The sequence below is a fragment of the Shimia sp. NS0008-38b genome, from assembly GCF_040370365.1.
Taxonomy (GTDB): domain Bacteria; phylum Pseudomonadota; class Alphaproteobacteria; order Rhodobacterales; family Rhodobacteraceae; genus Shimia.
Genome location: NZ_BAABWQ010000002.1, coordinates 394,934 through 416,982, shown reverse-complemented (window position 1 = coordinate 416,982; position 22,049 = coordinate 394,934). Strand labels below are relative to the sequence as shown.

Here is a 22,049-nt window from a genome sequence, read left to right as displayed (position 1 = left end):
ATTCCACCACGCCGCAGCCGTTAACCAGTGGATGATGGCCTGCGTTCAGCATTCAACAGGAGTGATCTCAGGCTGGACGGACGCCGCATGTTCGGCGGGAGGCGGGACAGTTCGTCCACAGTGAAAACTTTGCTCCAATAGCGCTTCACGACGGGTGGCAGAGCCCGTTGCGCCATAAAGCATTTCCATCCGCCGCGGGGAAAACCCGAAGTATCCAAAAGTCCCCTGCATCCAACTGGTTTCGAGCGCAGCCAAATAGCCCTCATCGCGGATTTCATCAGAGCGCGCACCGGCTGGGATCAACAAGACACCGCTGCGGTTTTTCTGGAGCGAGACGTTGGCATCGTCGAGCTGGTCGTAGGCCCATCCCCATGACCAAACTCGATCCATCCAGCCTTTCATCATCGAAGGCATGCCCCACCAAAACAGGGGGAAAGCTAGGCAGATTGCATCGGCGCGCGCAATGCGGCGCTGTTCTTGGATCACGTCAGGTGGGGCGGTGGTGGTCCCGTTGCTTTCGATGTCAGCCATCGACCAGAGAGGGTTGAAGCCTTCGGCGTGCAGATCGGCAAGCTCAGTTGTGTGACCTGCGGCTTCTGCCCCGGCCATGAACTGAACGGCAGCGGCCTGTGTGAAAGAGGTTGGGTTGGGGTGATCAATTATGGTGAGAACGTGCATGTTTTGACATCTGCCTATGTTGCGTGATCTGCAGAGTCTAGATGTTCAAGTGTACTTTAGATCAAGTATATATGTATGTTTGAAAACAGTGTATTGGACTTTTTGCAAAGACTAGGATGCAATGCCTTTGTACGCGCGCCTCAGAAGTTTTTGGCATCGTGGTGATAGATGCGCTTTGGCAAGGTCAATTGACTGACCACGTCGGTGCAAGAAAAACGCTAACGCGTGGGCACGGGTGGGTTGGCGTAGATATCCGGCCCAGCCAATGTCGTCTGCGGATTGTAACTGAATGGCCCCAAAGCCTGCGATGATACAGCCAAGATCGGTGGCCAGTTCGTGCGCTGTTTCACCACCGGGGAAATCTGCCACCATGTCGTGCAATTGGGCGTGCATGACTTCGTGTGTCAATGTGTTGATCAAGGACAGCGGGCGTTGCAGCAGCTCTGGATCATAGGTGATGAGCGCGTCTTCGCCATCCGTCTGAAAGGTGCCCGCCACGTCGCCGGTGGATTGATAGCTGTGACGGTACTCGGCGGGAACGACCGCGTGTGGTGCAAGTGTCAGAGACATGTCGTTGCCCAGATGGCGCTGTATGTCAGCGAGCACCTGCTGCGCGGTGTCTTCGGGCGCGCCTTTTTTGGCGGTGAAAAACGCAGCGGTTGGTAAGATCAGGTTTTTTGAGGTCGGGAAACGGGCTTCGTACCAGTCAAAGCTGTCTTCTATCCAATCCGCAAGATCGACGGACACAAGAGGTCGGGACCAAAACAAACGTGCGCCTCCAAAAGAGCATCACTCACTCATCAGAACCATGGGTAAGTGACGGGTGGTTACGCGTCTCGGCTGAGGCGTTCTTCGAGCACTTCGAATGGCACGCCGGGGGTGTCTTTGGCGCCTCGGATGACAAGCGAAGTTTTGACGCTGGCCACATTGTCCGCACTGGTCAGATCCTCGGTTAGGAAGGTCTGAAACGTGGAGAGATCTGGTGCGACACATTTGAGGATGAAATCCACTTCGCCATTGAGCATGTGGCATTCGCGCACAAGTGGCCATTCACGGCACCGGTCCTCAAAGGCGGAGAGGTCAACTTCGGCCTGGCTGACGAGGCCCACCATGGCAAAGACTTGCACTTCAAACCCCAACTCACGGCTGTCGACATCGGCGTGGTAGCCACGGATGTAGCCGGCCTCTTCCAATGTGCGCACGCGGCGCAGGCAAGGCGGGGCGGAGATGCCGACTCGCTTGGCGAGTTCAACGTTGGTCATGCGGCCGTCAGCCTGAAGTTCTGCGAGAATTTTGCGATCAATTGGATCAAGCCGGTGTCCGGGCATGTATTTCATCTCATGGGTCAAATTTGCGGTTGTTATATCACCAAAGGCTAGCTGCGCAATTATATTTCGTGTTAGCGCAATATCCTTTTACAGTTTTCTGCCGATTGCAAAATTTTTGGTCACCTTGTTTCGCTTTTGTGTGATGACCTTTCCCTAACCGGCGGGGATGGCTATATCGGCTAGCGACTTAGATATTGCAACGCGGAAAGGTGCCGTCATGGCCGATACGAAACACACCAAGGTTCTGATCATTGGCTCGGGGCCTGCGGGCTATACAGCGGGCGTTTATGCGAGCCGTGCGATGCTGGAGCCGGTGTTGGTGCAGGGCATTGAGCCGGGTGGGCAGCTGACCACAACCACTGAGGTGGAGAACTGGCCGTCCTTTGTTGAGGTTCAGGGGCCTGAACTGATGCAGAAGATGGAAGAGCACGCTAAGGCGATGGGCTGTGAGATCATTGGCGATATCATCGTTGATCTGGATCTGAGCGAGCGTCCGTTTAAGGCCAAAGGTGACAGCGGCACGCTCTATACGGCGGACGCGGTCATCCTCGCGACCGGCGCGCGCGCCAAATGGTTGGGGCTGGAGAGCGAAGAGGCGTTTAAAGGCTTTGGTGTGTCTGCATGTGCGACCTGTGATGGGTTCTTTTACCGCGGCCAAGAGATTGTGGTTGTGGGTGGTGGGAACACCGCCGTTGAAGAGGCGCTGTTTTTGACAAACTTCGCCTCCAAGGTGACCTTGATTCACCGTCGCGATGAGCTGCGCGCGGAAAAAATCCTGCAGGATCGTTTGTTCAAAAACGAGAAGATTGAGACGCTGTGGTTCCACCAGCTCGAAGAGGTGGTTGGGGACGACATGCCCAAAGGTGTGACCGGTGTGAAGGTGAAGCATGTTGAAACGGGCGAAATCACCGAGATCCCAGCGAAAGGCGTGTTCATTGCGATCGGCCACGCACCGGCAAGCGAGTTGGTGAAGGATCAGTTGGAGCTGCACAACGGCGGCTACGTGAAGGTGGAGGCTGGCACGGCCAAGACCTCGATCCCCGGCGTCTTTGCCGCGGGTGATCTGACCGACCACGTGTATCGTCAGGCGGTCACATCAGCGGGCATGGGCTGTATGGCGGCGCTGGACGCTGAGAAGTTCATCGCAGAAAACGAATAAGCTGGTTTAGACTGCCAGAGATTGGCGGGGTCGTGGCGAAAGCTGCGGCCCCGTTTTTGGGTTGCACCGGTGTTTTTGATCCGCACCGGACACTGATGCCAGTCTGGGAAGTGGCCACTGCGAGCCCAATGTGTCAAATGCCGCGTGATGGACGACATGTCGCTGATCACCCTCAGCGCCTTAATCTCTTGGCCAGCAAACCGGTGAACACCGCCGCAATTATGAGGACACAAGCGCCACCTATCCAAGCGAGAGGCAGCGAGTGACGTTCCGCCAGACCCCCAACGACGATCAGACCAATGGCGCCCCCGAGCTGCTGCACAAGAGAGCGCAGGGAGAGCAGTGTGGAACGCTGATGGTTCTCGACACATGCGTGAAGAATGCTGCTGGCTGGTGTTTCCGTCGCGCCAAGAACAACAGAAAACACAAGGAACACTCCAACAAACCCGACAATATCGCCCTGAAGCGCCAGTGCGATTTGGAGGGCGGCGAGACAGGCAATCGCCACGCATAGGGAGACAGCGTTTCGGCGGTTGAACATGCGATTGATGCGCGGTGACAGCGCCGCACCAAACGCGATTGCGAAAAAATACGCTGCTGTCAGAACCCCAATTGTGGTGTTGGCGTAGTCTGCTTTCAGCATACTCTTAACGTGGGTAGGCCAGAGCACTTCGACAGGATTGGTGGCCATGAGAACCAGCGCCAAGGCAAGCAGAAGCATCGACAGGGTCGGGTGTTTCAAGGCGAGAAGGCCGGCGTCCTTTATCACCGCAGGGACGCTCGTAAAGCCTTGCCTGAGCGCTTTGGGGTTCAACGGGCGTGGCTCTTCCCTGATGGCAAAAAGTGTAAAACACAACAAAACCGTCATCATGATCAGGCTTGCGACATAGGAAATGTCATACACACCAAACCCATGATCGACTGCGATATCACCGAAGGCGTCAGGCAACAGGCCCCCGCAAATGGCGCCGAAAGCCAGCCCCATGGCGTTTGCCCACTGGGCTTTGGCGAGCGCAGGTTGAATATCGACGTTTGGGGCCATGACCTTAAAGGTTTCAACGAACCATGCGTCGAGTGTTCCTGAGCGCAATGCGCGCCCAAAACCAATAAACGCAAACGAGAGCGCCAAAACATAAAAATCGCGGGACGACAGAAAGATAAGCAGCGAGATCAGGCTGGCCACAACCGCTGACAGGAAGACGGGTTTACGCCCAATGGTATCTGCCAGACCGCCGAACGGCAGTTCCATCGCCATGGTCGTGACGGCATAAACGCCAAACAAGAGCGAGATCTGAAAGAGATCCATATCACGGTCGATCAAAGCCAGTGCCACAACGGCGACCGTCAAACCCATCGCAAAGCGGTCCAGAAACTGCTGCACCTGAAAAACGCGAATGTGCCGTTGAGCGACACGGGGAAGTTGATGGAAGGAAAACGCGATATCAGCAGGCATGGTCACGATCATGGCAGTTGAGGCCGCGAACACAAGAGCAACTCTATGCAAGCAAGGATTGTTTTTCAAGGTCAGTCTAACCACTCATTGGCGAACCGCCGCCATGCTAGGCGCAACAGGCCTTGGGGACGGATGCCGCGAATATTGGGTGTGAGCCGATTTCACCGGGCGCTGCACCGGGCACGCGCGGCGGCCGTGCGCAGGAAGGGGGCTTGGCAAAGGTGGCGAACGGCCATTGCCGACTTTGGCAATGCCACCTCGATGCTGCAGGAGCACACCGCATTACGGCCATTCGCGGCGTCAACAACATCGGAAGTTGGCGGTGCTGTAAAGTTGCAGCACAACGGTAAGTAGCTAAAAAATTGGAATAAAATCTATCTATTCAAGAATGGCTTCAAAAAGTTCGGAGACTGGCTGAACACGCTTTCTCTTAACATCTTTGCTGTATGCAGAAACCAAGCGCTTACTCATATTGCGGCACCATACAGGGCTTTTGAGATCGCGTTTGTGATCAAATTCATTTTTCTCCATAAGTTCGGATACCTCTGCATTGAGGTCATCAACAGTTGTCTCAGCAACATTTTGGAATAGTACCATAAAATCAGGAATTTTCTTCTCAACAAACAGTTTTTCTGGATTCTGAAAAATTGCCTTGGTAACTGGGTCGTCCTTGAAGATCTGGGCCACTGCATGTGCAACAAAAAAGCGCGTGAGATTGTAATGTCCAAACACAGGGTCATCAAAGCCGTCCATCGCGCTGCTCACACTTTCAAGCATTCGCTGACAAAAGATCAATTTTGCCCCATTGACGTCCGAGCGACCAAAAATCTTGGCGTGTGAGTCATCCATGACTTTGCCCTTTTGGTGGCAAGCCCATGGTTCCCCCAAATCTACTGCTAACACAGCCAATCCAGCGTCTTCGTTTTTCAGTACCGTCTTCCCCCCGTTTAGTTCTCCTTGCTTCACTTCCAAAACAGTATTCTCGAAATCAAGAACAGTGACTTCCTTTTTGAGTCGAGTTTGAATTGCATGGTTTGACTTCTGGTCACGCGGTTTGATTGCATTCTGGTTATTGCTGTTGTGCGTGATCTTCTCAGAGAGTTCGGTGTCTGCTCCTAGAGCCACAACTTTTGTTAGAACCTTAAGATCGGCTGTGATGCTGGCCTTCGAATTTAACAGCGAAGTTAAGCTTTGTGCGCCATTGACTACTACATAATCTGTAATTTTGAGCTGGCCATCGGAACTCTCATCAATGGAGTTGCATAGAACAGTTATTCCATTGTGATATAAAGGAAAATTCTTGTGTTCCTGTCCATTTTTAATGCTGGCCACGAGGCTCTTGTTGACTTTGGTGTTCCCTAGCGCCAACCTTACATTTTGACTGAAAAGGGTTTGGTCCGAAATTCCGCTCATATGGGTCAACTGCAAAGCGTTGGCTAAGAAAATTCTCGCGGAGACGTTTCCCGCTGTCTGATAACTAATTACCTCCGAGTCGGATGTATCGAAGACAAAGTCTCCATTAATGCCGCTAACGGCATCAAGATCGACATATTCATCTGCTATTCTCTGCTGATCGTAGACTACGAGTTCCGGCGCAGTCTTTAAAAAGTCTTTTCCATCTTGGTTTAGGGAAATATTGCAGCAAAAAACTCCCTCGACTGTGTACCCTGCACCGACCTTCTCCTTAACTCGTTCTCGTACGAGCGCCTCCTTAAATTCAGTATTTGCTTGACCGTCCAGCAATACCTGTATGGTTTCTGGCGTCTCGAACTGCTTCAAGGTCCCACAGAACTCTTTCAGATCAGTATCACCAAGCGTTGAATCCGCTTTCTGCCGCACTTTAGATTGAAAAACATGAACGGTTTCTAGAACGTCGTTCACCAAGATTCCGTCAACGCCTTTGTCTTGTTTTTTGTCTACACAAGCATCGTCGGCATCCTGAATATCAAGGCGATAAAGGTGTTCCAGCACCCACCTTAAGAACTGAGTAGACTCGGTAGCCGCTCTCTTCTGATAGGGTTTCAGAATATTCTGGGCCAAATTCTGAAATTCTAGTTCCGCTGCATCCATGATGTTATCCTTAACGGGGCAGATTCCCACACAGTATCTTTCAACTGGTGTTCGGGCACAACTGATCTCGGGACTTTCACTCCAAAAATTGAGAAGCCTTTGATCTCCAACGCCTGCACAACCGCACCTCAATTGATTGAGCCCAATGTCTGCTAATACTCTTTGTGGCTGAAATATGGACCCTGCAGCGAAGGTCCGGTTTCCGCCCGCTCAGCCGGTCGATTGTGTCCGCTATGGCCTGAGCGCAGTCATTGCACCGTTTAGGTCAACGGCAGCTTCGTTCGCGCAGCCGACCTTCAACACGAAAAGTCATCGACTTGATCCGCCAAGCTTGTCGGGTGACCGCTGAGAGTCCGAAGGTACCGATGCTGCGGGAGGCACAAACGTCAGCTTTGACGTGATTGCCCATTCACGCAAAAAGCCCAAACATCGGCCACTTGGGTTCCAAACGTGTTGATGTCCCTAAACCTCGAACCTTGCGCAAGGTGGAAAGCGCGCCCGGCCCGGGCCTTGCGTGTGACTGCGCGGTTCCTCACACGAGTGGCGCGCCGGTTGTTGGCAAAAGCACCGAGTAGACACTGGTCGAAGCGGTGACAAAGAGCCGGTTTCGCTTTGGGCCACCGAAACACAGATTTGAGACTTCTTCAGGAATGAAAATTTTTCCCAATAGCGTGCCATCAGGATGATAGCAGTGCACCCCATCTTTCGCACTTGTCCAGATGCGGCCTTGGGTGTCGAAACGAAATCCGTCAAACACGCCTGCTTCGCATTCTGCAAAAACCTCACCACCCGAAAGCGTGCCGTCAGCACCAACCGAGAAGGCGCGGATATGCCGCTCACCACTGGAATAGCGCGTGCCACCGCTGTCCGCGATGTACAGTGTTTGCTCGTCCAAGGAGAATGCCAGCCCATTGGGACAAGCAAAGTCATTTGTCACCTGTGTGATGTCGCCTGATATCGCATCCAAACGATAGACATGTTCGCCATCCAATTCAGGTTCAGCCTGAAACCCTTCGTAGTCAGACTCGATTCCATAGGCCGGATCGCTGAACCAGATTGAGTGGTCAGATCTCACAACAACGTCATTGGGACTGTTGAACCTCTTGCCTTCGAAGTGGCTGGCAAGCGTGGTTACCGAGCCATCATGTTCGATCCGGGTTACACTGCGGGTGCCGTGCTCACAGGCCACAACGCGGCCCTGTCGATCCAAGGTTGACCCATTTGTATAACACCCCAGCCCACTGCGGATATCGGCGACGTTCCCCGTCAGTTCATCCCAGCGGAGACGGCGGTCGTTGGGGATGTCGCTCCAAATCAGGCATCTGAACGCCGCAGAATAAACGGGGCCTTCGGTCCATCTCCCCCCTGTCCAAATGCGGTCGATGGGCTCATCAAGCTTGATGCTGCGCGTGAACCGATCGTCTCGAATTTCATAATTGTCTGTTTTGGTCATTGGCGCCCCCTACAGCCATTCCATATATTTAGTAGCATACTAATGCGCCACAGAAAGCATAGCGAGTGACGAGAATTCCAGTCTCTGGGCATCCTGTCTGAGGATCAAAAAGCGGCGCGCCGATCATGGCCTTGTTCGACCTTTGGGGGCGGCACTGGGCGATGGGTCTACTCTGGACGCTAAGCGAAATCGGACCTTGCACGTTTCGCAAGCTGCAAGAGGAATGCGAAATGATCTCTCCAGCGGCTCTGAACGCCCGGCGGAAAGAGTTGCAAACGGCGGGCTTTGTTCATCGCATCGAGGGCGGATATGCGGCCACCGTTCTTGGGCTGCGTTTGTACGATCAGCTGCGCCCTTTTGGAACCTTTCGCAAAGATTGGGAAAGCCATTTTAGAGGGCCAAGCCACTAACAGCAGACGTGCAGAGTTGGGGACCGAAGAGCAACGTTGTTTGCAGAGCAGACCATGGGGACGCATGCCGCGAATGGCGGGTTTGAGCCCAAGGCGCTTAATGCTGCAGTGAGCACCAAGGTCTGCTTTTCATGGGTTTAAAGATCAGTCGCATTTTGCAGTTTGAGTCGGGCTATTTGCTGGGTTAACTCTGAGAGTATTTCAGTGACCCGAGAGGCTTAAGGTAGAATCATGTCGTTTGATGTTCAAAAAGCACTCAGCGTTCCAGACATCCACAATATCGTCGAGAGACGTGACAAAGTATTGGCGCGTTTCGGACCGATTTTCCGCGCTCCCGAGAACTTAACCTAGCAGGATTACCTCGATTTCCTAAGCTTTCGCCATAACCATCATTGGACTGGCTTGGAACGCCTTGGCCGTCCTGCCGCAAACGACATGAACAAGCTTCGAGAAGCGATTGCAGTTCTTGTTGACGAGACAGAGCCGTTACCTCGAAGGTTCGACACAGCTTTGTCGATGCTGCGCGGAGTGGGTGTGGGAACCCTCTCGCCCATGTTGCTTCTTGCATATCCTGAACGCTACGGCGTTTGGAATGGCACCAGTGAGCCTGAGCTGCGCGGACTCGGCTATTGGCCCACCTTCCCGCGTGGAGCGACCGAGGGTGAGAAATATAAGATTATCAATTCAGTGCTACTCAAACTGTCCAACCATCTGAATGTTGACCTTTGGACACTGGATGCGCTCTGGTGGCAGAGCAAATTGGAGCGCCAGAGTAACGGCCAAATCAAGGACGCGAAATTCAAGGCGGTATGGGCGATGGCTAATCAGGCCGAGAATACCGCGAAGCAATCTAACGGTCAGATAATTGAGCAAACTGTGAAAAACAAAGACCTCAGGTTATCGAAGGAATCTTTGATCGAGCACCTGAACGACCTACTGGACGAAAATGATGATCGTTGCGCGATTACTGGTCTTTTGTTGGATTTCGAAGGTTCTGACGAACAGTTACGCCCTTCTTTGGACCGGATTGATAGCAACGCTCATTACGAGTTAGGAAATTTGCAGGTGGTGGCTCGCTTTATTAACTTTTGGAAACGGGACACCGAAGATGCCGAGTTTCGTCGACTACTTGCTCTGGTGCGTGGTGAATAATCGTATCTATTCCACCTAAAGATCTATCTTTTCTGCCTCCGGGAAGAGTTCTCCTTTAGCCGCAAGAAAGCAGCTATAAGTTCACCGTTTTTTAGCGGCAGCAAAGTCCACGGAACAGTCCTTTTGGTTGGATGCTGCAAACGGCGGGTTGGTGGCCATTTTGACTGACGGTGCGTGGTTTTCAGAAGTCCGCTCTGACCTGAGGAATGACTTCGTTAAGGTGCCCGCTGCCAACCAACAATCACCATCTCTCACAAGGGAGTCTGGACATGAGGCTGGCGGTGACAAGCGGGTGTGGCTCCGGTCCCTTTGAGCCGTGTCGCGGCCAATACCGGCGTCAGCCGCGCATAAGCTTCTTTAGCAAATGTGCAAGCTCCGCTGTTTCTGTCTGCGTCAGACGCTGCTCGATCGACCGGTTGAGTACATCCGCATAAATAGGCCACATCGCGTGTCGCTTTGCGCGCCCCTCTGCCGTGATCTTGATTTTTTGCCCGCGACCACATTTGGACAGGGGGGAGATGGACCGAAGGCCCCGCTTATTCTGCGGCGTTCAGATGCCTGATTTGGAGCGATATCTCCAGCGGCAAACAAATTTGGGCGACCCGGGGCGCGCAACATAGCATCAACTTCTATCCTGCCGTCCGCTTCGATCTGATGCGCAGACGCGATATCCCGTGACAATTTCGACGCTGCAAGTCCCGTGGCAAAAACCACTGTGGACGTCTCAATTCTCTTGCCATTCGTCAGTTTGATCCCCGATGGATCAACGGTGTCCACGCCGACTTTCAACTGGGTTTCGATATTCAGGTCTCTCAACGCATTTTTGACATGCGGTGTAACGTTCGGACCAAGAATTTGCCCGGGTTCCTCAGAGCGATCTACCAGGATCAGACGCGCCGCATCCCCGAGCCTTTTACGCAAACCGGTGACCAGTTCGATGCCGGTAAAACTCGCGCCGACCACAACGACGCAGGCGGGCTGAACAGTTTCAAAATCCAACGTGTTCAAGTGCGCTTCCAGCCGTTCTGCGTCCTGATAGGTGTCGATGGAAAAGCCGACCTCAGAGGCCCCGTCGATATCCGGCATCACCATACGACTTCCTGCGCAAAGGATGATTTTGTCAAACTCCAACGCTCCCTCGCTGGTATGGACAGCCATGCCAGAGATGCTGTCGACCCGAGCGTGAACAAAACCAACTTTGATTTCGTCCAATAAGGGGCGCAGAGGCACCTGCATATCTTCGGAAATCGCCTCATATAGGCGAGGGCGAATGCACAGACTCTCCGAAGCTGAAACCAGAGTGATGTCGATGTCATCTGCGTTTTGCTGCTCGCGGGTGGCAGCGGCGCTCATCGCGGCCCAGGTCCCAGCGAAGCCGCCGCCGACAATTCCTATTCTCTTCATAATATGCGTCCTCTTGTTGCTAGAGGCATGGTATCTGTTGCAAAGTTGGGATCGAATGATCAATTTTGAACATCCCGGTCGCATAAATGGGATTGCATATGCAGTGGAATGACTATCGCCTTGTGCTTGCGGTCGCGCGGGCTCGAAAATTGCCGGAGGCGGCCGAGGCTTTGGGGCTAACAGTGTCGACCATGTTTCGCCGAATCGAGCGCATTGAGGAGCTTATGGAAAGGCCTGTGTTCCATCGGGAGCGGGGTATCTATACGCCAAATGAAGTTGGTGATGAGCTGTGTCGTGCGGCCGAGCAAATGGAACAAGCGGTATTTGCGGCGGAGCGCAAAGTACTTGGTAGCAGTTCGCTTGTCTCTGGAACCTTGATAGTCACATCCAGTGAAGTTCTCGGAGCGTTTTTTCTCAGTCGTCACTTGACCGACCTTGCATCGTATCATCCCGGGCTGGACGTCCAGCTCCATTCCGGCAACGAAGTGCTGAGCCTTGCGCACAGGGAAGCGGATGTTGCTCTACGCTCAACACGGCCAATGGATAGTAGTCTTTTTGGCCGAAAGCTGAGTGATATTCACTGGGCCGTGTATGGCGACGCCAAAAGCAGCGCCCGTCTTTCCGCATCATCTGACTTTCGCCACGAGCGTTTCGTTGGCTTTAGCAGCAGCCCATTTGCGGACCACATGAGCGCCATTCAGCGGACGGTGTTTCCAGACGGCATTGTTTCATTATCCAGCAACAGCTTGGTCTTGACCGCGAGCAGCGCACAAAGAGGTGCAGGTCTCGCAGTTCTGCCAATGGTATTGGGAGAGCAATGGCCGGGGCTGTTTCGGTTGTCGGAACCGATTGAGCAGATCGCGGGCGAGCTTTGGATCGTTTGCCATCAAGACATGCAGAATAATCCGCGCGTGAGGTTGGCATTTGATGCGCTGATTTCTGGGATAGAACGAGATCGTTCGTTGTTTGTGGGTGACAGTGTTTAGTGAACCGGAGCGCTCAGCCCTGTCTTCGCCGCTGGTGGCCTGTTTGAGGTGTGATCTGTTGCTGAATTGAAGCAAGCGCGTTCATGCATCACGGAGCCGCGCGTGCTGTGATCGCGTTTGTGCGCAGGCGCACAGGCTGAGCGCCTTGACCGGCAGCGCTGTGTTCTACAGTTTGGGCTGTAGCGAGCAGGAAAAGGCAGATAGCGGTGCAAGTATTGTGGCGAGGGAATTGGCGCACCAAGGCGCGTGTGGTGTCCGGGCTGGTGCTGTTTACTTATGTGTTTTTTCACCTGATCAATGTGAGTTTGGGTTTGATTTCCATCGAATTGATGGAGGGCGCTCAGGATGTGTTGGGGGCGGTCGTCAAGACCGTATTCGGACAGCTGCTGCTTTATGGCTCCGCACTGACGCATATGGGATTGGCGCTGTATCGACTTGCGATGCGACGCACGTTGCGCATGCCTTTTCACGAGGTTTTGCAGGTTGTGCTGGGTCTGTTGATCCCCTTTTTGTTGATGGTGCATCTTGTGCATACAGGTGTGGCGTCGTCGCGCTTTGATGTGGAGCCAGAGATGGGCTACATCGCCGGACTGATTTGGGACACCTCCAGTGGTTGGCAGCAGGCCGCATTGTTGTTGGTGGTCTGGGGACACGGCTGCATCGGGATGCATATGTGGCTGCGGGTGTTGCCAAGCTGGTCGCGTTTGTTGCCTGTTATGATGTCTATTGCGACTTTGCTACCCGTAGTGGCTTTGGCCGGATTTATGACGCAGGGGCGTGTGCAGAAAGCGCGTTTGTTTGACCCGGAGACTGGCGCTGCGCTGCGGGCAAGCTATGGCTTTCCCAGCAGTGATACCTTTGCGCAATTGGCTGACATCACCTCAGCGGGATTGTGGACCTTTGGTGGGCTGCTTGGCCTGGCAGCGTTGGTGTATTTGGGGCGCAAATATTTGGGTGCGCGGCGGGCCGTGCGCATTCAATATATTGATGGGCCTGAGATTTGGGGTCAGCCGGGTATGACCTTGCTGGAGATGTCGCGCACGGCGGGTGTGCCGCATATGGCGCTGTGTGGCGGGCGCGGAAGGTGCACCACATGCCGAGTGATTGTCGAGGATGGTGCCGAACTGTTGCATCCCCCAGCCCCAAGTGAGGCCGCCTCTTTGGCGGCTGTAAACGCACCGCCGAATGCGCGTTTGGCCTGCCAGCTGCGGCCAAAAGATCCAGCCACAGTGTTGAGGGTGTTTCGCAGTGATGGGCAGCAGGCGCGCGCGCACCAGAGCCTAGGGCAGGAACGGCGCATGGCGATCCTGTTTCTAGACATGCGCAGCTTTACAGCGCGCACCACGGGGCAGTTGCCCTATGACGTGGTGTTTCTGTTGAACCGGTTTTTTGATGCGATTGTTCCGTCGATCACCGGGGTTGGTGGCACCGTGGACAAGTATTTGGGTGACGGGTTGCTTGCGGTGTTTGAGTTGGACGGGGAAGCGGCCTCAGCACGTGCGGCGTTGGATGCCGCAGCAGGTATCAGCTCGGCTTTGCAGGTGTTCAATCAAGCACTCAAGGTGGAAAAGGCAGAGCCGGTGGCCATCGGGATCGGAGTGCATTTGGGCGAGTTGGTATTGGGGGAGATTGGCGCCGCCAACCTGGCGCCACGCACGATCATAGGTGATACGGTGAACGCCGCGAGTCGTTTGGAGGGTGAGACCAAGGCGTTGGGCGTGGAGGCTTTGGTGTCTGCGTCGGTCTTGGAGGCGGCAGGGTACGATCCGACACAGCTTGACCTTAAGGTGTTGAACTTGCGGGGGGTTGCAAAGCCGGTACACGCTTTGGCGCTCAAGCGTGCAAGTGCATTGCCAACGGTTTTGGAGCAGGCCACGGCACCGGTCTAGCTGCGTTGCAGCAATGCAACGGCAGCAAACTTGCTATGCAAACCGCGATTAGGGCTTTGCGATTTTGGTGTTTCGACCTATGTGTTCATTCGTGAACACACTTTGAGTCGATTGTTATGTCGTTTCAGACCGCCAAACCCACCTCTGATGAGGAAGACGTGCTCTTCCGACTGCTGCGCCAGCTCGATTTGGCGCCGGAGGCTTCTCAACGCGCCACTGCGGCCGCGGTGGGCATCTCTTTGGGGCGTCTGAATGCGCAACTGCGCACTGCGGCAGAAGCCGGGTTGATCACCATTAGTGATCGCGCAGGCCCGGACAAGCGACAGAGGTTTGCCTATTCGCTGACCGCGCGCGGCGCAGCGGAGAAAGTGCGGCTCACAGATCAATTCCTCGCCCGCAAACTCGCAGACTACGACGCGCTGCATGCGGAACTGACAGGCTCGGCAAGCGGCCTGGTCCCTATCAAACACAGGACACATCCTATGCAAAATAACCTGGCACCTATTCCTGAGCTGTATGTCTCTTATGAGAGCGCTCAGAAAATGAAAGTGGAAGCGGCTGACTTGGTCAGCTGGGACCTGACACCGCGTCAGATCTGCGATCTGGAACTCTTGATGAACGGTGGGTTCAACCCGCTGAAAGGTTTTCTGACTGAAGCCGACTACAATGGCGTGGTCGAAAACATGCGTATGGCAGACGGCGCGTTGTGGCCAATGCCCATCAACTTGGATGTGTCTGAGGATTTTGCAGCCTCGCTGGAAGAGGGCCAAGACATCGCACTGCGCGATCAGGAAGGCGTGATCCTCGCGACGATGACAGTGACCGACAACTGGGTGCCAAACAAAGCGCTGGAAGCGGAAAAAGTGTTTGGTGCGGATGATGATGCGCACCCCGCCGTGAACTATCTGCACAACCAAGCAGGTAAGGTTTATCTGGGCGGCCCGGTGACCGGCATTCAACAACCTGTGCACTATGACTTCCGTGCCCGTCGCGACACACCAAACGAGCTGCGCGCGTATTTCCGCAAAATGGGCTGGCGCAAAGTGGTTGCGTTCCAAACCCGCAACCCGCTGCACCGTGCACACCAAGAGCTGACGTTCCGCGCCGCCAAAGAAGCGCAGGCCAACCTTTTGATCCACCCCGTTGTGGGCATGACCAAGCCGGGCGACGTTGACCACTTCACCCGCGTGCGTTGCTATGAGGCGGTTCTGGACAAGTATCCCCAGTCCACCACCTCCATGTCTTTGCTGAATCTGGCAATGCGTATGGCAGGCCCACGTGAAGCCGTTTGGCATGGCCTGATCCGCGCCAACCACGGGTGCACCCACTTCATCGTTGGTCGTGACCACGCCGGCCCCGGCAAAAACTCCGCTGGTGAAGACTTTTACGGCCCATATGACGCGCAAGACCTGTTCCGCGCCAATGAAGAAGAAATCGGCATCACAATGGTCGACTTCAAACACATGGTGTGGGTGCAGGAGCGCGCGCAGTATGAGCCAATGGATGAAATTCAGGACAAAGACGACGTCACCATCCTGAACATTTCCGGCACAGAGCTGCGTCGTCGTCTGGCAGAAGGTCTGGAAATCCCTGAGTGGTTCTCCTTCCCCGAAGTGGTGAAAGAGCTGCGCAAGACCCGCCCACCACGTGCCAATCAAGGTTTCACTGTGTTCTTCACGGGCTTCTCCGGCTCCGGCAAATCCACCATTGCAAATGCTTTGATGGTCAAGCTGATGGAAATGGGTGGCCGCCCCGTGACGCTGCTGGATGGCGACATTGTGCGGAAAAACCTGTCCTCAGAGCTGGGGTTCTCCAAAGAGCACCGCGATCTGAACATTCGTCGTATCGGCTATGTGGCGTCTGAAATCACCAAAAACGGTGGTATCGCGATCTGTGCACCGATTGCCCCATATGCAACCACCCGCCGCGCGGTTCGTGAAGACATCGAAGCTTTTGGTGCCTTTGTTGAAGTGCACGTTGCGACATCGATTGAAGAGTGTGAACGCCGCGACCGCAAAGGGCTTTATAAGCTGGCGCGTGAAGGCAAGATCAAAGAGTTCACAGGTATTTCTGACCCATATGATGTGCCAGCAAACCCTGAGCTGCGTGTTGAAACCGAAGGCACTGATGTGGACAACTGCGCCCATCAGGTGATCCTGAAGCTGGAAAGCCTTGGCCTCATCTCTGGCTAAGGACTCTTCAGAGGCACCAACGGTATGCGGCCCACCATTTTGGTGGGCCGTTTTTGTTTCTTAAGGCCATGTCACATCATTACAGAAAATAAAGATTGCGCGACTACTGTGTTCACAAGTTTTCATTGGATTGTGCCGCATGGTCTTGAAATATTCAAAAATGTATTTGGGAAGAGCGTGCTGTGTTTGGCTCGCGACCCTGGCTTTGGGGGCGTCTCTGGCGCATGCGGGGCACGACTTTGACGAGGCTCACTTCCTGAATTGCTACACTGGGGCTGATCCGGAGAGGTACGAATTTGGGCGCTACTCTCTACCCGGAATAGGGACAGGGCCGAGGTTGGAGGGAACCGCCACTTTTGAGGCGTACCTGAAGGCGGGTGATCAAGTGAGTTTTCGATTTGTCGGGGCTCATGAGACCGAATTTACCTTTCTCCTCCTCCACCGGCAATCGATTGACCGGGTGGTACAGCCAACAGAGTTTTTCTCACATACGGCCAGGGAAACCGCGCCAGCCGATTTGATTTTCGACAGCATCCGGACTGACAACGAAGTCAGTATTATTGATGTCTACTGCGTGAGCGCCGCTGATGTCAGCGCTTGGAAGGCGCAGTTTGGTCAGGCTGTTAATGGGGCTGCAAGCGCGCAATTGAGCAGTGTGTCAAAGGCGCTGCAGGCCAATAGCGCCGGTCGGTTTGGCGGTGGCGGGTTTGACGCTGTAAGCCGCAACGACATTTTCCTTTCAACCGACTCGTTGAACCAAGGTGCCGGCGCCGTATGGAATGCATGGCTCTCAGCGGAGCGGCGCTTTCTGGAGGGGGGGATCGACGGGACCCATGACAATGTGGCGCTGGGCGTGGATCGCTTGATTGCGGATGGCAATGGATTGCTCGGTGTTGTCGTGCATGCAGGACGGTTGAATGTGGACAACAGTGCGGGCACCAACATCAAGGACCGGTCCTATAGTGTGGGGCCTTTCTTTGCCGCGCGATTGACCCAGAACCTAACATTGGAAGGGCATCTGACCTATTCAGAACCGCAATATGAGATTGGTGCCGATGGGTTTCAGTCGACGCGCTGGAGTGGTGGCATCTCGTTGCATGGGGACGTTGAGATGGGTCGGTTTGATCTGTCGCCATTTGCCCAGTTCAGCAGTTTTCATGAAAGCCAACCGGACCACTTTGCCAATGGGGTTTCCGTATCCGCCCGCTCGATTTCTGCGCGTACAGCCAGTCTGGGCACGCGCGTGACACTGCGCCCGGCGACGTTGGATGGGTATGCACCCTATGCAAGTTTGGCTTTGGAGCATTCGATTGTGGAGGATGATGTCAATGACGCCAGTCGTTTTACGAAGCCTCGGTTTGGCTTTGGCGTGTCTCGGGAGGCGGGTATCGGCACATTGCGGGTTGATGTGGATGCAGGGCACGTGCTGGAAAATACGCGCGACTACGGTGTTCGGTTTGGCTATCACATGGCGTTTTAGTCGACCGACACGAAGCGATTTGGTAAGCGTGAGCTTATCACATTTCGACAATAGGTCCGGGCAATCGGCGCTGGATCTGGAAACCGGGAAGTTTCTGTAGGACCCCAAAGACTATTGGATGAAGTTGAGCTGTTTGCGGAGTTTTTGACACCCGCATGCGGGCGCATATCGCTGCGCCCGCATGACTTTTGAGAGCCGGGTTAGCTGCCGGGGATCAGCACTTTGTCGATCACATGGATCACTCCATTGGTCGCGCCGATGTCCGCAGACACAACTTTGGCGTCGTTTACCTTCACGCCATTTCGGGCGTTCACGTTCAGACGGTCGCCCTCAACCGTGAGCACTTGGGCTTTCTTGCCCGCGATGTCGCCGGACATCACTTTGGCAGGCACCACGTGGTAGGTGAGGATCGCAACCAGCTGATCCTTGTTCTCCGGCAACAGAAGCGTTTCAACTGTGCCCTCGGGGAGCGCCGCGAAGGCCTCATCTGTGGGGGCAAACACGGTGAACGGACCTTCACCTTTCAAAGTGTGCACCAAGCCTGCAGCTTTCACAGCGGCAACCAGCGTTGTGAAGCTTCCTGCGCCCACGGCGGTGTCAACGATATCCATCTTGTTGCCATGGTGCTCGGCAGTCGCAAAAGTTGCGCCAGTGACAGCGATTGCAGTGCCCAAAACCGTCGCGATAAAGGTGCGTCTGAACATGATCTTTCCTCTCCATTGTTGATGCTAAGGCTACGGAGCGTGCAGATCATTTGGATCAGGGTTTCTAATCCAAAGGTTAGTGCGGGTGTTTCAATTATTTGAAAATAAACAAAAAACGTTTTTGTGATACTTCCGTGAGGACGGTGTGGGATTTACCTGAAGCTGACCCTCTGGCGGTCTGGTCATGTTTTTGGTGGCATCAGTTCGAGCGGGTTGCGGCGTGGGCGACATCCAAAACGTGGTGGCCCATCGGTGGGATCAGTTCTGCCTTCTTTGGGCCATCTGTGGCGCGGTAAATCTCCTGATCTTCCTTGATGGTCACCTGCACCTTAAGGGTTGCCAGCGTCTCCGGGTCGATGGCGGTTGGGTCGTCAGACAGGATCACGAAATCCGCGATTTTACCCACTTCGATAGAGCCTTTGTTGTCTTCTTCAAAGTGTTGATAGGCTGGCCAGAGGGTCATGGCTTTAAGTGCTGTCATAACGTCCACGCGTTGATGAGGGCCGAGGATATCACCGGATCGGGTGCGGCGGGTGACTGTGGCGGACAACACGCGCATGCTGTCAGGGAAGGCGACGGGCGCATCGTGGTGGGTGCCAAACATCATACCGCGTTCGCGCACCCAGCCGGTGGGGGAGATGTTGTCAGCATTGATGGGACCGACGGTGAAATCACGGTGCCAGTCGCCCCAATAAAACGTGTGCATAGGAAAGAGCGACGGGAAGACATTGAGGTCGTGCATCTCCGCCACTTGGTCTTTGCGCAGGAATTGGCCGTGGATCAGCACCGGACGCCTGTCGTCGATCCCGTGTTTGGCCTCGGCTGCCTTGATGGCGGAAAGCAGCATGTCTGAGGCGCCTTCGCCATTGGCGTGAGTTAGGATTTGTATGTCGTTTTCAAACGCCCATTCGATGGCGTCATTGACTTGGTCTTCGCTGGCGGCAGAGTAGCCTTTGTAGCCGGGCGGATAGCTGCCCACGGGGTCATAGTAGGGGCGGTCACGCAAGGCGGTGAAACCTTGGGGAGAGCCGTCGATGGTGAGTTTGGCCCCGGCGATGCGCACGCCGTTTTCATAAGTGTCTGATCTGTTGGCCAAGATGTAGTCGCGATCAACCAACACGTCTGGGTAAACGGCGAGATCTACCGGGAGGTCTCCGGCGGCGGCTACGGCGCGGGCGATTTCGGCCACTTGTGGTGTGGCACGGCCTTCCTGTGCAGTGGTGTAGCCAAAGCTGGCCCAGAGCTGTGTGCCAGCGCGGGCGAAGGTTTTAAAACCCTCTTCGCCAATGCCGCCCATCAGTTTGCCTAAGACAAGGAAAAAGGAGTTCTCTTCGAGCACGCCATTGGGAGTGCCATCGTCAGCGTAGCGGATCACACCACCGGGCGGGATGGGGGTGGCGCGGGTGATGTCAGCTGCGGCGAGTGCGGCAGAGTTGGCCGCGCCGAAGTGGCCGGACTGATGCACGACGATGATCGGCACGTCTTGGGAGACCGCGTCGAGATCTTCTTTGGTGGGGTGGCGCAACTCGGCCAGTTGGGATTGGTCATAGCCAAAGCCGACAATGAGGTTGGCCGCCGCGATGGCCGCTTGGTTGTCGGCGATCCAAGTGCGCAGGGTGTCTTGCAGGGAGGTGATGTCTTGTACTTTGCCATCCGGTGGCGCGAGCAGGTTGGCGGAGAGCGCTTGCAAGCCGCCCATGACAGCGTGGCCGTGGCTGTCCACAAAGCCCGGCAGCATCGTGCGGCCGTTCAGATCAAACACTTGAGTGGTATCGCCCTGATGCGCGAGCATATCGGCGCGCGCGCCAACAGCCAGGATGCGGCCATCTTTCACCGCCACAGCCTCGGCGCGCGGGGCCGCGTCGTTGATGGTGAGGATGGGGCCGCCGGAATAAATTGTGTCTGCGATCTCTTGGGCGAGAAGGGGCGCGGATAGAATGGTGTACAGTGCTAGTCCGCCAAACGTGGCTGTCAAACGAGTCATCACAAAATCCTTTTGGAGTATGTGATAACTGTGGGCGCAAGCGGTGGCGGCTGTCAAATGGCGGTGTTGTGACGCGGGAGAATTGTCTTAGGACGACAAGTGCGTTTCGTTTTCACGATCACTTAGGTCTCTTGGCCCCAAATATGTCTGGCACACTAAAAATAAGGCCCGCCAAATTGGTGGGCCTTTTTGCACTCTGTGAACTCTCCTTTGAATTAAGGGTATCGAAGTCATTTCGCCCCTAGAGTGTGGTGTTTTTGGGGAGTTTAATCATGTCATTGATTTTAAAAAGGTTTGATAGCCTGTTGATTTCTGCAGGTGTTGCGGTGGTGCTGAGCGCCTTTGCCATGCAAACGCACGCCAGCACCAATGTTAGCGACTACGGAATGTGGCGATGTTATGATTCCGAGGCACAATATGAAATGGATATTGCGGCCTCAGCAGGCGAAGTGGCCAGATTTACGATCCCCTTGTCCAAGCATGACCTGATGACATTTCAGTTCTTCGGGGAAGGGACGCTGAGTTTTGATTTTCGGGAAAAAGGCGGTACGCGTCACCGCGAAACGGTGAACCCCGGGGATGTATTCACCTTTGAAGCCTTGGACGACGGCGACTACGTACTATTGTTTGAAAACGCGACCGGTGAACATCTCTGGTACAAAGCGAACGCAAATTGCGTTCCAGCTCGTAATGTTGCTTACTGGAGGCAGACTTTTGGCAACTTGGTCAAAGCCAGCGCCAGTGCACACATCGGCAGCACCATGAGCGCCTTGCAGCGCAATACCAGCATTCGTTTGGGACAGAGATCGACGGAGGCCGTCAGCCGAAATGAGGTATTTCTGTCCACAGAAGCACTCGCAGGTGGCACGGTTTCGCCATGGAATGCTTGGTTTTCGGCGGAGCGAAGAGTCCTGGACGGTGGGCTGGATGGTCACCATGACGCATTAGCTGCGGGCTCAGACGTTTTGCTTCCAGGTGGCACCGCGCTTGTCGGGGCTGCTTTGCACTATGGTGCCCTGAATGTGGTAAACGGTCCCGGCACGACCATTCAGGACCAGTCTTATAGCATCGGTCCCTATTTCGCAGCGAGCCTTGCGCACAACCTGACACTGGAAGGGCATGCAAGCTACGCGGAGCCGGAATTTACAGTCGACAGCGCCCAGTTTCGCTCGACGCGGTTGAGTGGTGGGCTTTCCCTATATGGCGCGATTGCGTTGCCATCGTTAGACGTGGCTCCGTTCTTGCGGCTCAGCGGGTTTTCCGATGACCAGCCGCCACATTTTTCAGGCGGCGTCCCCGTTGACGCGCGATCACTAAAGGCTTGGACTGCAAGTGTGGGGGCCAGTGTGGCTTTGGTGCCGCGACAGATAGGGGGGCTCGCGCCCTATGCCAGCCTCGCGCTGGAACACAGCCGAATTGATGACAGTCTGTTGGGTCGAAGCCAATTTACCGCACCGCGGGTGGGGCTTGGTCTTCGTCAGGCCATCGGTGGCGGCGTGTTGAGAATTGACTTTGATGCAGGGAAGTTGCTCGAAGACACGAAGGACTATGGCATTCAGTTTGGGTATCAGGTCGCCTTGTAGGTCAGTTTTGGTCATCGGTCGGCCGCAATAGGCCGTCTACGTCTTGAACGGTGATTTGCCGTGCGATCTGCTGTTAGCCGGTTTCGCCAGATGAAGGCGGTACTGGAGGCCGAAAAGTTGTGAC

17 protein-coding genes are annotated in these 22,049 nt (G+C 54.8%); 8 read left to right on the top strand and 9 right to left on the bottom strand.

What is annotated here, in order from left to right; translation table 11 throughout:
• Positions 1–45: 45 nt before the first annotated feature.
• The 3 genes from ABWV47_RS08090 to ABWV47_RS08080 form a co-directional block, all read right to left on the bottom strand.
• On the bottom strand, positions 46–678 hold the full coding sequence (locus tag ABWV47_RS08090) for an NAD(P)H-dependent oxidoreductase (protein ID WP_353310556.1): 633 nt from the start codon (positions 676–678) through the stop codon (positions 46–48).
• A gap of 111 nt (positions 679–789) precedes the next feature.
• Positions 790–1,425: a hypothetical protein gene (locus ABWV47_RS08085; RefSeq protein WP_353310554.1), complete on the bottom strand. Its 636-nt coding sequence runs from the start codon at positions 1,423–1,425 to the stop codon at positions 790–792.
• A gap of 80 nt (positions 1,426–1,505) precedes the next feature.
• Positions 1,506–2,006, bottom strand: a complete 501-nt coding sequence (locus ABWV47_RS08080) for an Lrp/AsnC family transcriptional regulator (RefSeq protein WP_353312058.1) — start codon at positions 2,004–2,006, stop codon at positions 1,506–1,508.
• A 217-nt stretch (positions 2,007–2,223) separates the two neighbouring features.
• Here ABWV47_RS08080 and trxB point away from each other — a divergent pair, with 217 nt between their 5' ends.
• Complete coding sequence (gene trxB, locus ABWV47_RS08075) at positions 2,224–3,165, top strand: thioredoxin-disulfide reductase (RefSeq protein WP_353310552.1); 942 nt, start codon at positions 2,224–2,226, stop codon at positions 3,163–3,165.
• Between the two features lie 172 nt (positions 3,166–3,337).
• Here trxB and ABWV47_RS08070 read toward each other — a convergent pair whose 3' ends face one another.
• From ABWV47_RS08070 to ABWV47_RS08060, 3 genes are all read right to left on the bottom strand, one after another.
• Entirely contained in the window at positions 3,338–4,630 is a 1,293-nt protein-coding gene (locus ABWV47_RS08070; protein ID WP_353310550.1) for an MFS transporter, read from the bottom strand.
• Between the two features lie 366 nt (positions 4,631–4,996).
• The gene (locus ABWV47_RS08065; protein ID WP_353310548.1) at positions 4,997–6,688 is read right to left on the bottom strand and encodes an AIPR family protein; all 1,692 of its coding nucleotides are present in this window, start codon (positions 6,686–6,688) and stop codon (positions 4,997–4,999) included.
• A gap of 532 nt (positions 6,689–7,220) precedes the next feature.
• Positions 7,221–8,141: an SMP-30/gluconolactonase/LRE family protein gene (locus ABWV47_RS08060; protein ID WP_353310546.1), complete on the bottom strand. Its 921-nt coding sequence runs from the start codon at positions 8,139–8,141 to the stop codon at positions 7,221–7,223.
• A 125-nt stretch (positions 8,142–8,266) separates the two neighbouring features.
• Here ABWV47_RS08060 and ABWV47_RS08055 point away from each other — a divergent pair, with 125 nt between their 5' ends.
• Together ABWV47_RS08055 and ABWV47_RS08050 are read left to right on the top strand one after the other, a co-directional pair.
• Positions 8,267–8,551, top strand: coding sequence for a winged helix-turn-helix transcriptional regulator (locus ABWV47_RS08055; protein WP_353310544.1), 285 nt, complete (start codon positions 8,267–8,269; stop codon positions 8,549–8,551).
• A gap of 435 nt (positions 8,552–8,986) precedes the next feature.
• Positions 8,987–9,703 carry a hypothetical protein gene (locus tag ABWV47_RS08050; protein WP_353310542.1) on the top strand — a complete coding sequence of 239 codons (717 nt, stop codon included), beginning with the start codon at positions 8,987–8,989 and terminating at the stop codon, positions 9,701–9,703.
• A gap of 393 nt (positions 9,704–10,096) precedes the next feature.
• Here the strand turns inward: ABWV47_RS08050 and ABWV47_RS08045 are convergent, their stop codons facing one another.
• A complete protein-coding gene (locus tag ABWV47_RS08045) occupies positions 10,097–11,107 on the bottom strand; it encodes an NAD(P)/FAD-dependent oxidoreductase (RefSeq protein ID WP_353310541.1) in 1,011 nt (336 codons plus the stop codon).
• A gap of 98 nt (positions 11,108–11,205) precedes the next feature.
• Between ABWV47_RS08045 and ABWV47_RS08040 the strand changes: the two genes are divergently transcribed.
• The 4 genes from ABWV47_RS08040 to ABWV47_RS08025 all read left to right on the top strand — a co-directional run bounded on the left by ABWV47_RS08040 (position 11,206) and on the right by ABWV47_RS08025 (position 17,654).
• Positions 11,206–12,093, top strand: a complete 888-nt coding sequence (locus ABWV47_RS08040; protein ID WP_353310539.1) for a LysR family transcriptional regulator — start codon at positions 11,206–11,208, stop codon at positions 12,091–12,093.
• Positions 12,094–12,299: 206 nt separating this feature from the next.
• Complete coding sequence (locus ABWV47_RS08035; protein WP_353310537.1) at positions 12,300–13,982, top strand: adenylate/guanylate cyclase domain-containing protein; 1,683 nt, start codon at positions 12,300–12,302, stop codon at positions 13,980–13,982.
• A 116-nt stretch (positions 13,983–14,098) separates the two neighbouring features.
• Positions 14,099–16,174: a bifunctional sulfate adenylyltransferase/adenylylsulfate kinase gene (locus ABWV47_RS08030; protein ID WP_353310535.1), complete on the top strand. Its 2,076-nt coding sequence runs from the start codon at positions 14,099–14,101 to the stop codon at positions 16,172–16,174.
• 160 nt (positions 16,175–16,334) lie between these two features.
• Positions 16,335–17,654, top strand: a complete 1,320-nt coding sequence (locus ABWV47_RS08025; protein ID WP_353310533.1) for an autotransporter outer membrane beta-barrel domain-containing protein — start codon at positions 16,335–16,337, stop codon at positions 17,652–17,654.
• Between the two features lie 200 nt (positions 17,655–17,854).
• Here the strand turns inward: ABWV47_RS08025 and ABWV47_RS08020 are convergent, their stop codons facing one another.
• Positions 17,855–18,358 carry a fasciclin domain-containing protein gene (locus ABWV47_RS08020; RefSeq protein WP_353310531.1) on the bottom strand — a complete coding sequence of 168 codons (504 nt, stop codon included), beginning with the start codon at positions 18,356–18,358 and terminating at the stop codon, positions 17,855–17,857.
• 199 nt (positions 18,359–18,557) lie between these two features.
• Positions 18,558–20,342, bottom strand: a complete 1,785-nt coding sequence (locus ABWV47_RS08015) for an amidohydrolase (protein WP_353310529.1) — start codon at positions 20,340–20,342, stop codon at positions 18,558–18,560.
• Positions 20,343–20,614: 272 nt separating this feature from the next.
• On the opposite strand from ABWV47_RS08015, the gene ABWV47_RS08010 reads away from it, so the two are divergent.
• Positions 20,615–21,925 carry an autotransporter domain-containing protein gene (locus ABWV47_RS08010; RefSeq protein ID WP_353310527.1) on the top strand — a complete coding sequence of 437 codons (1,311 nt, stop codon included), beginning with the start codon at positions 20,615–20,617 and terminating at the stop codon, positions 21,923–21,925.
• The last annotated feature ends 124 nt before the right edge of the window (positions 21,926–22,049 follow it).

Coding starts and splice junctions, on each gene's coding strand:
- ABWV47_RS08010 (WP_353310527.1), top strand. CDS start 20,615: ATGTCATTGATTTTAAAAAGGTTTGATAGCCTGTTGATTTCTGCAGGT.
- ABWV47_RS08045 (WP_353310541.1), bottom strand. CDS start 11,107: ATGAAGAGAATAGGAATTGTCGGCGGCGGCTTCGCTGGGACCTGGGCC.
- ABWV47_RS08070 (WP_353310550.1), bottom strand. CDS start 4,630: ATGATCGTGACCATGCCTGCTGATATCGCGTTTTCCTTCCATCAACTT.
- ABWV47_RS08015 (WP_353310529.1), bottom strand. CDS start 20,342: ATGACTCGTTTGACAGCCACGTTTGGCGGACTAGCACTGTACACCATT.
- ABWV47_RS08025 (WP_353310533.1), top strand. CDS start 16,335: ATGTATTTGGGAAGAGCGTGCTGTGTTTGGCTCGCGACCCTGGCTTTG.
- ABWV47_RS08055 (WP_353310544.1), top strand. CDS start 8,267: ATGGCCTTGTTCGACCTTTGGGGGCGGCACTGGGCGATGGGTCTACTC.
- ABWV47_RS08050 (WP_353310542.1), top strand. CDS start 8,987: ATGAACAAGCTTCGAGAAGCGATTGCAGTTCTTGTTGACGAGACAGAG.
- ABWV47_RS08080 (WP_353312058.1), bottom strand. CDS start 2,006: ATGCCCGGACACCGGCTTGATCCAATTGATCGCAAAATTCTCGCAGAA.
- ABWV47_RS08030 (WP_353310535.1), top strand. CDS start 14,099: ATGTCGTTTCAGACCGCCAAACCCACCTCTGATGAGGAAGACGTGCTC.
- ABWV47_RS08065 (WP_353310548.1), bottom strand. CDS start 6,688: ATGGATGCAGCGGAACTAGAATTTCAGAATTTGGCCCAGAATATTCTG.
- ABWV47_RS08040 (WP_353310539.1), top strand. CDS start 11,206: ATGCAGTGGAATGACTATCGCCTTGTGCTTGCGGTCGCGCGGGCTCGA.
- ABWV47_RS08020 (WP_353310531.1), bottom strand. CDS start 18,358: ATGTTCAGACGCACCTTTATCGCGACGGTTTTGGGCACTGCAATCGCT.
- ABWV47_RS08060 (WP_353310546.1), bottom strand. CDS start 8,141: ATGACCAAAACAGACAATTATGAAATTCGAGACGATCGGTTCACGCGC.
- ABWV47_RS08090 (WP_353310556.1), bottom strand. CDS start 678: ATGCACGTTCTCACCATAATTGATCACCCCAACCCAACCTCTTTCACA.
- trxB (WP_353310552.1), top strand. CDS start 2,224: ATGGCCGATACGAAACACACCAAGGTTCTGATCATTGGCTCGGGGCCT.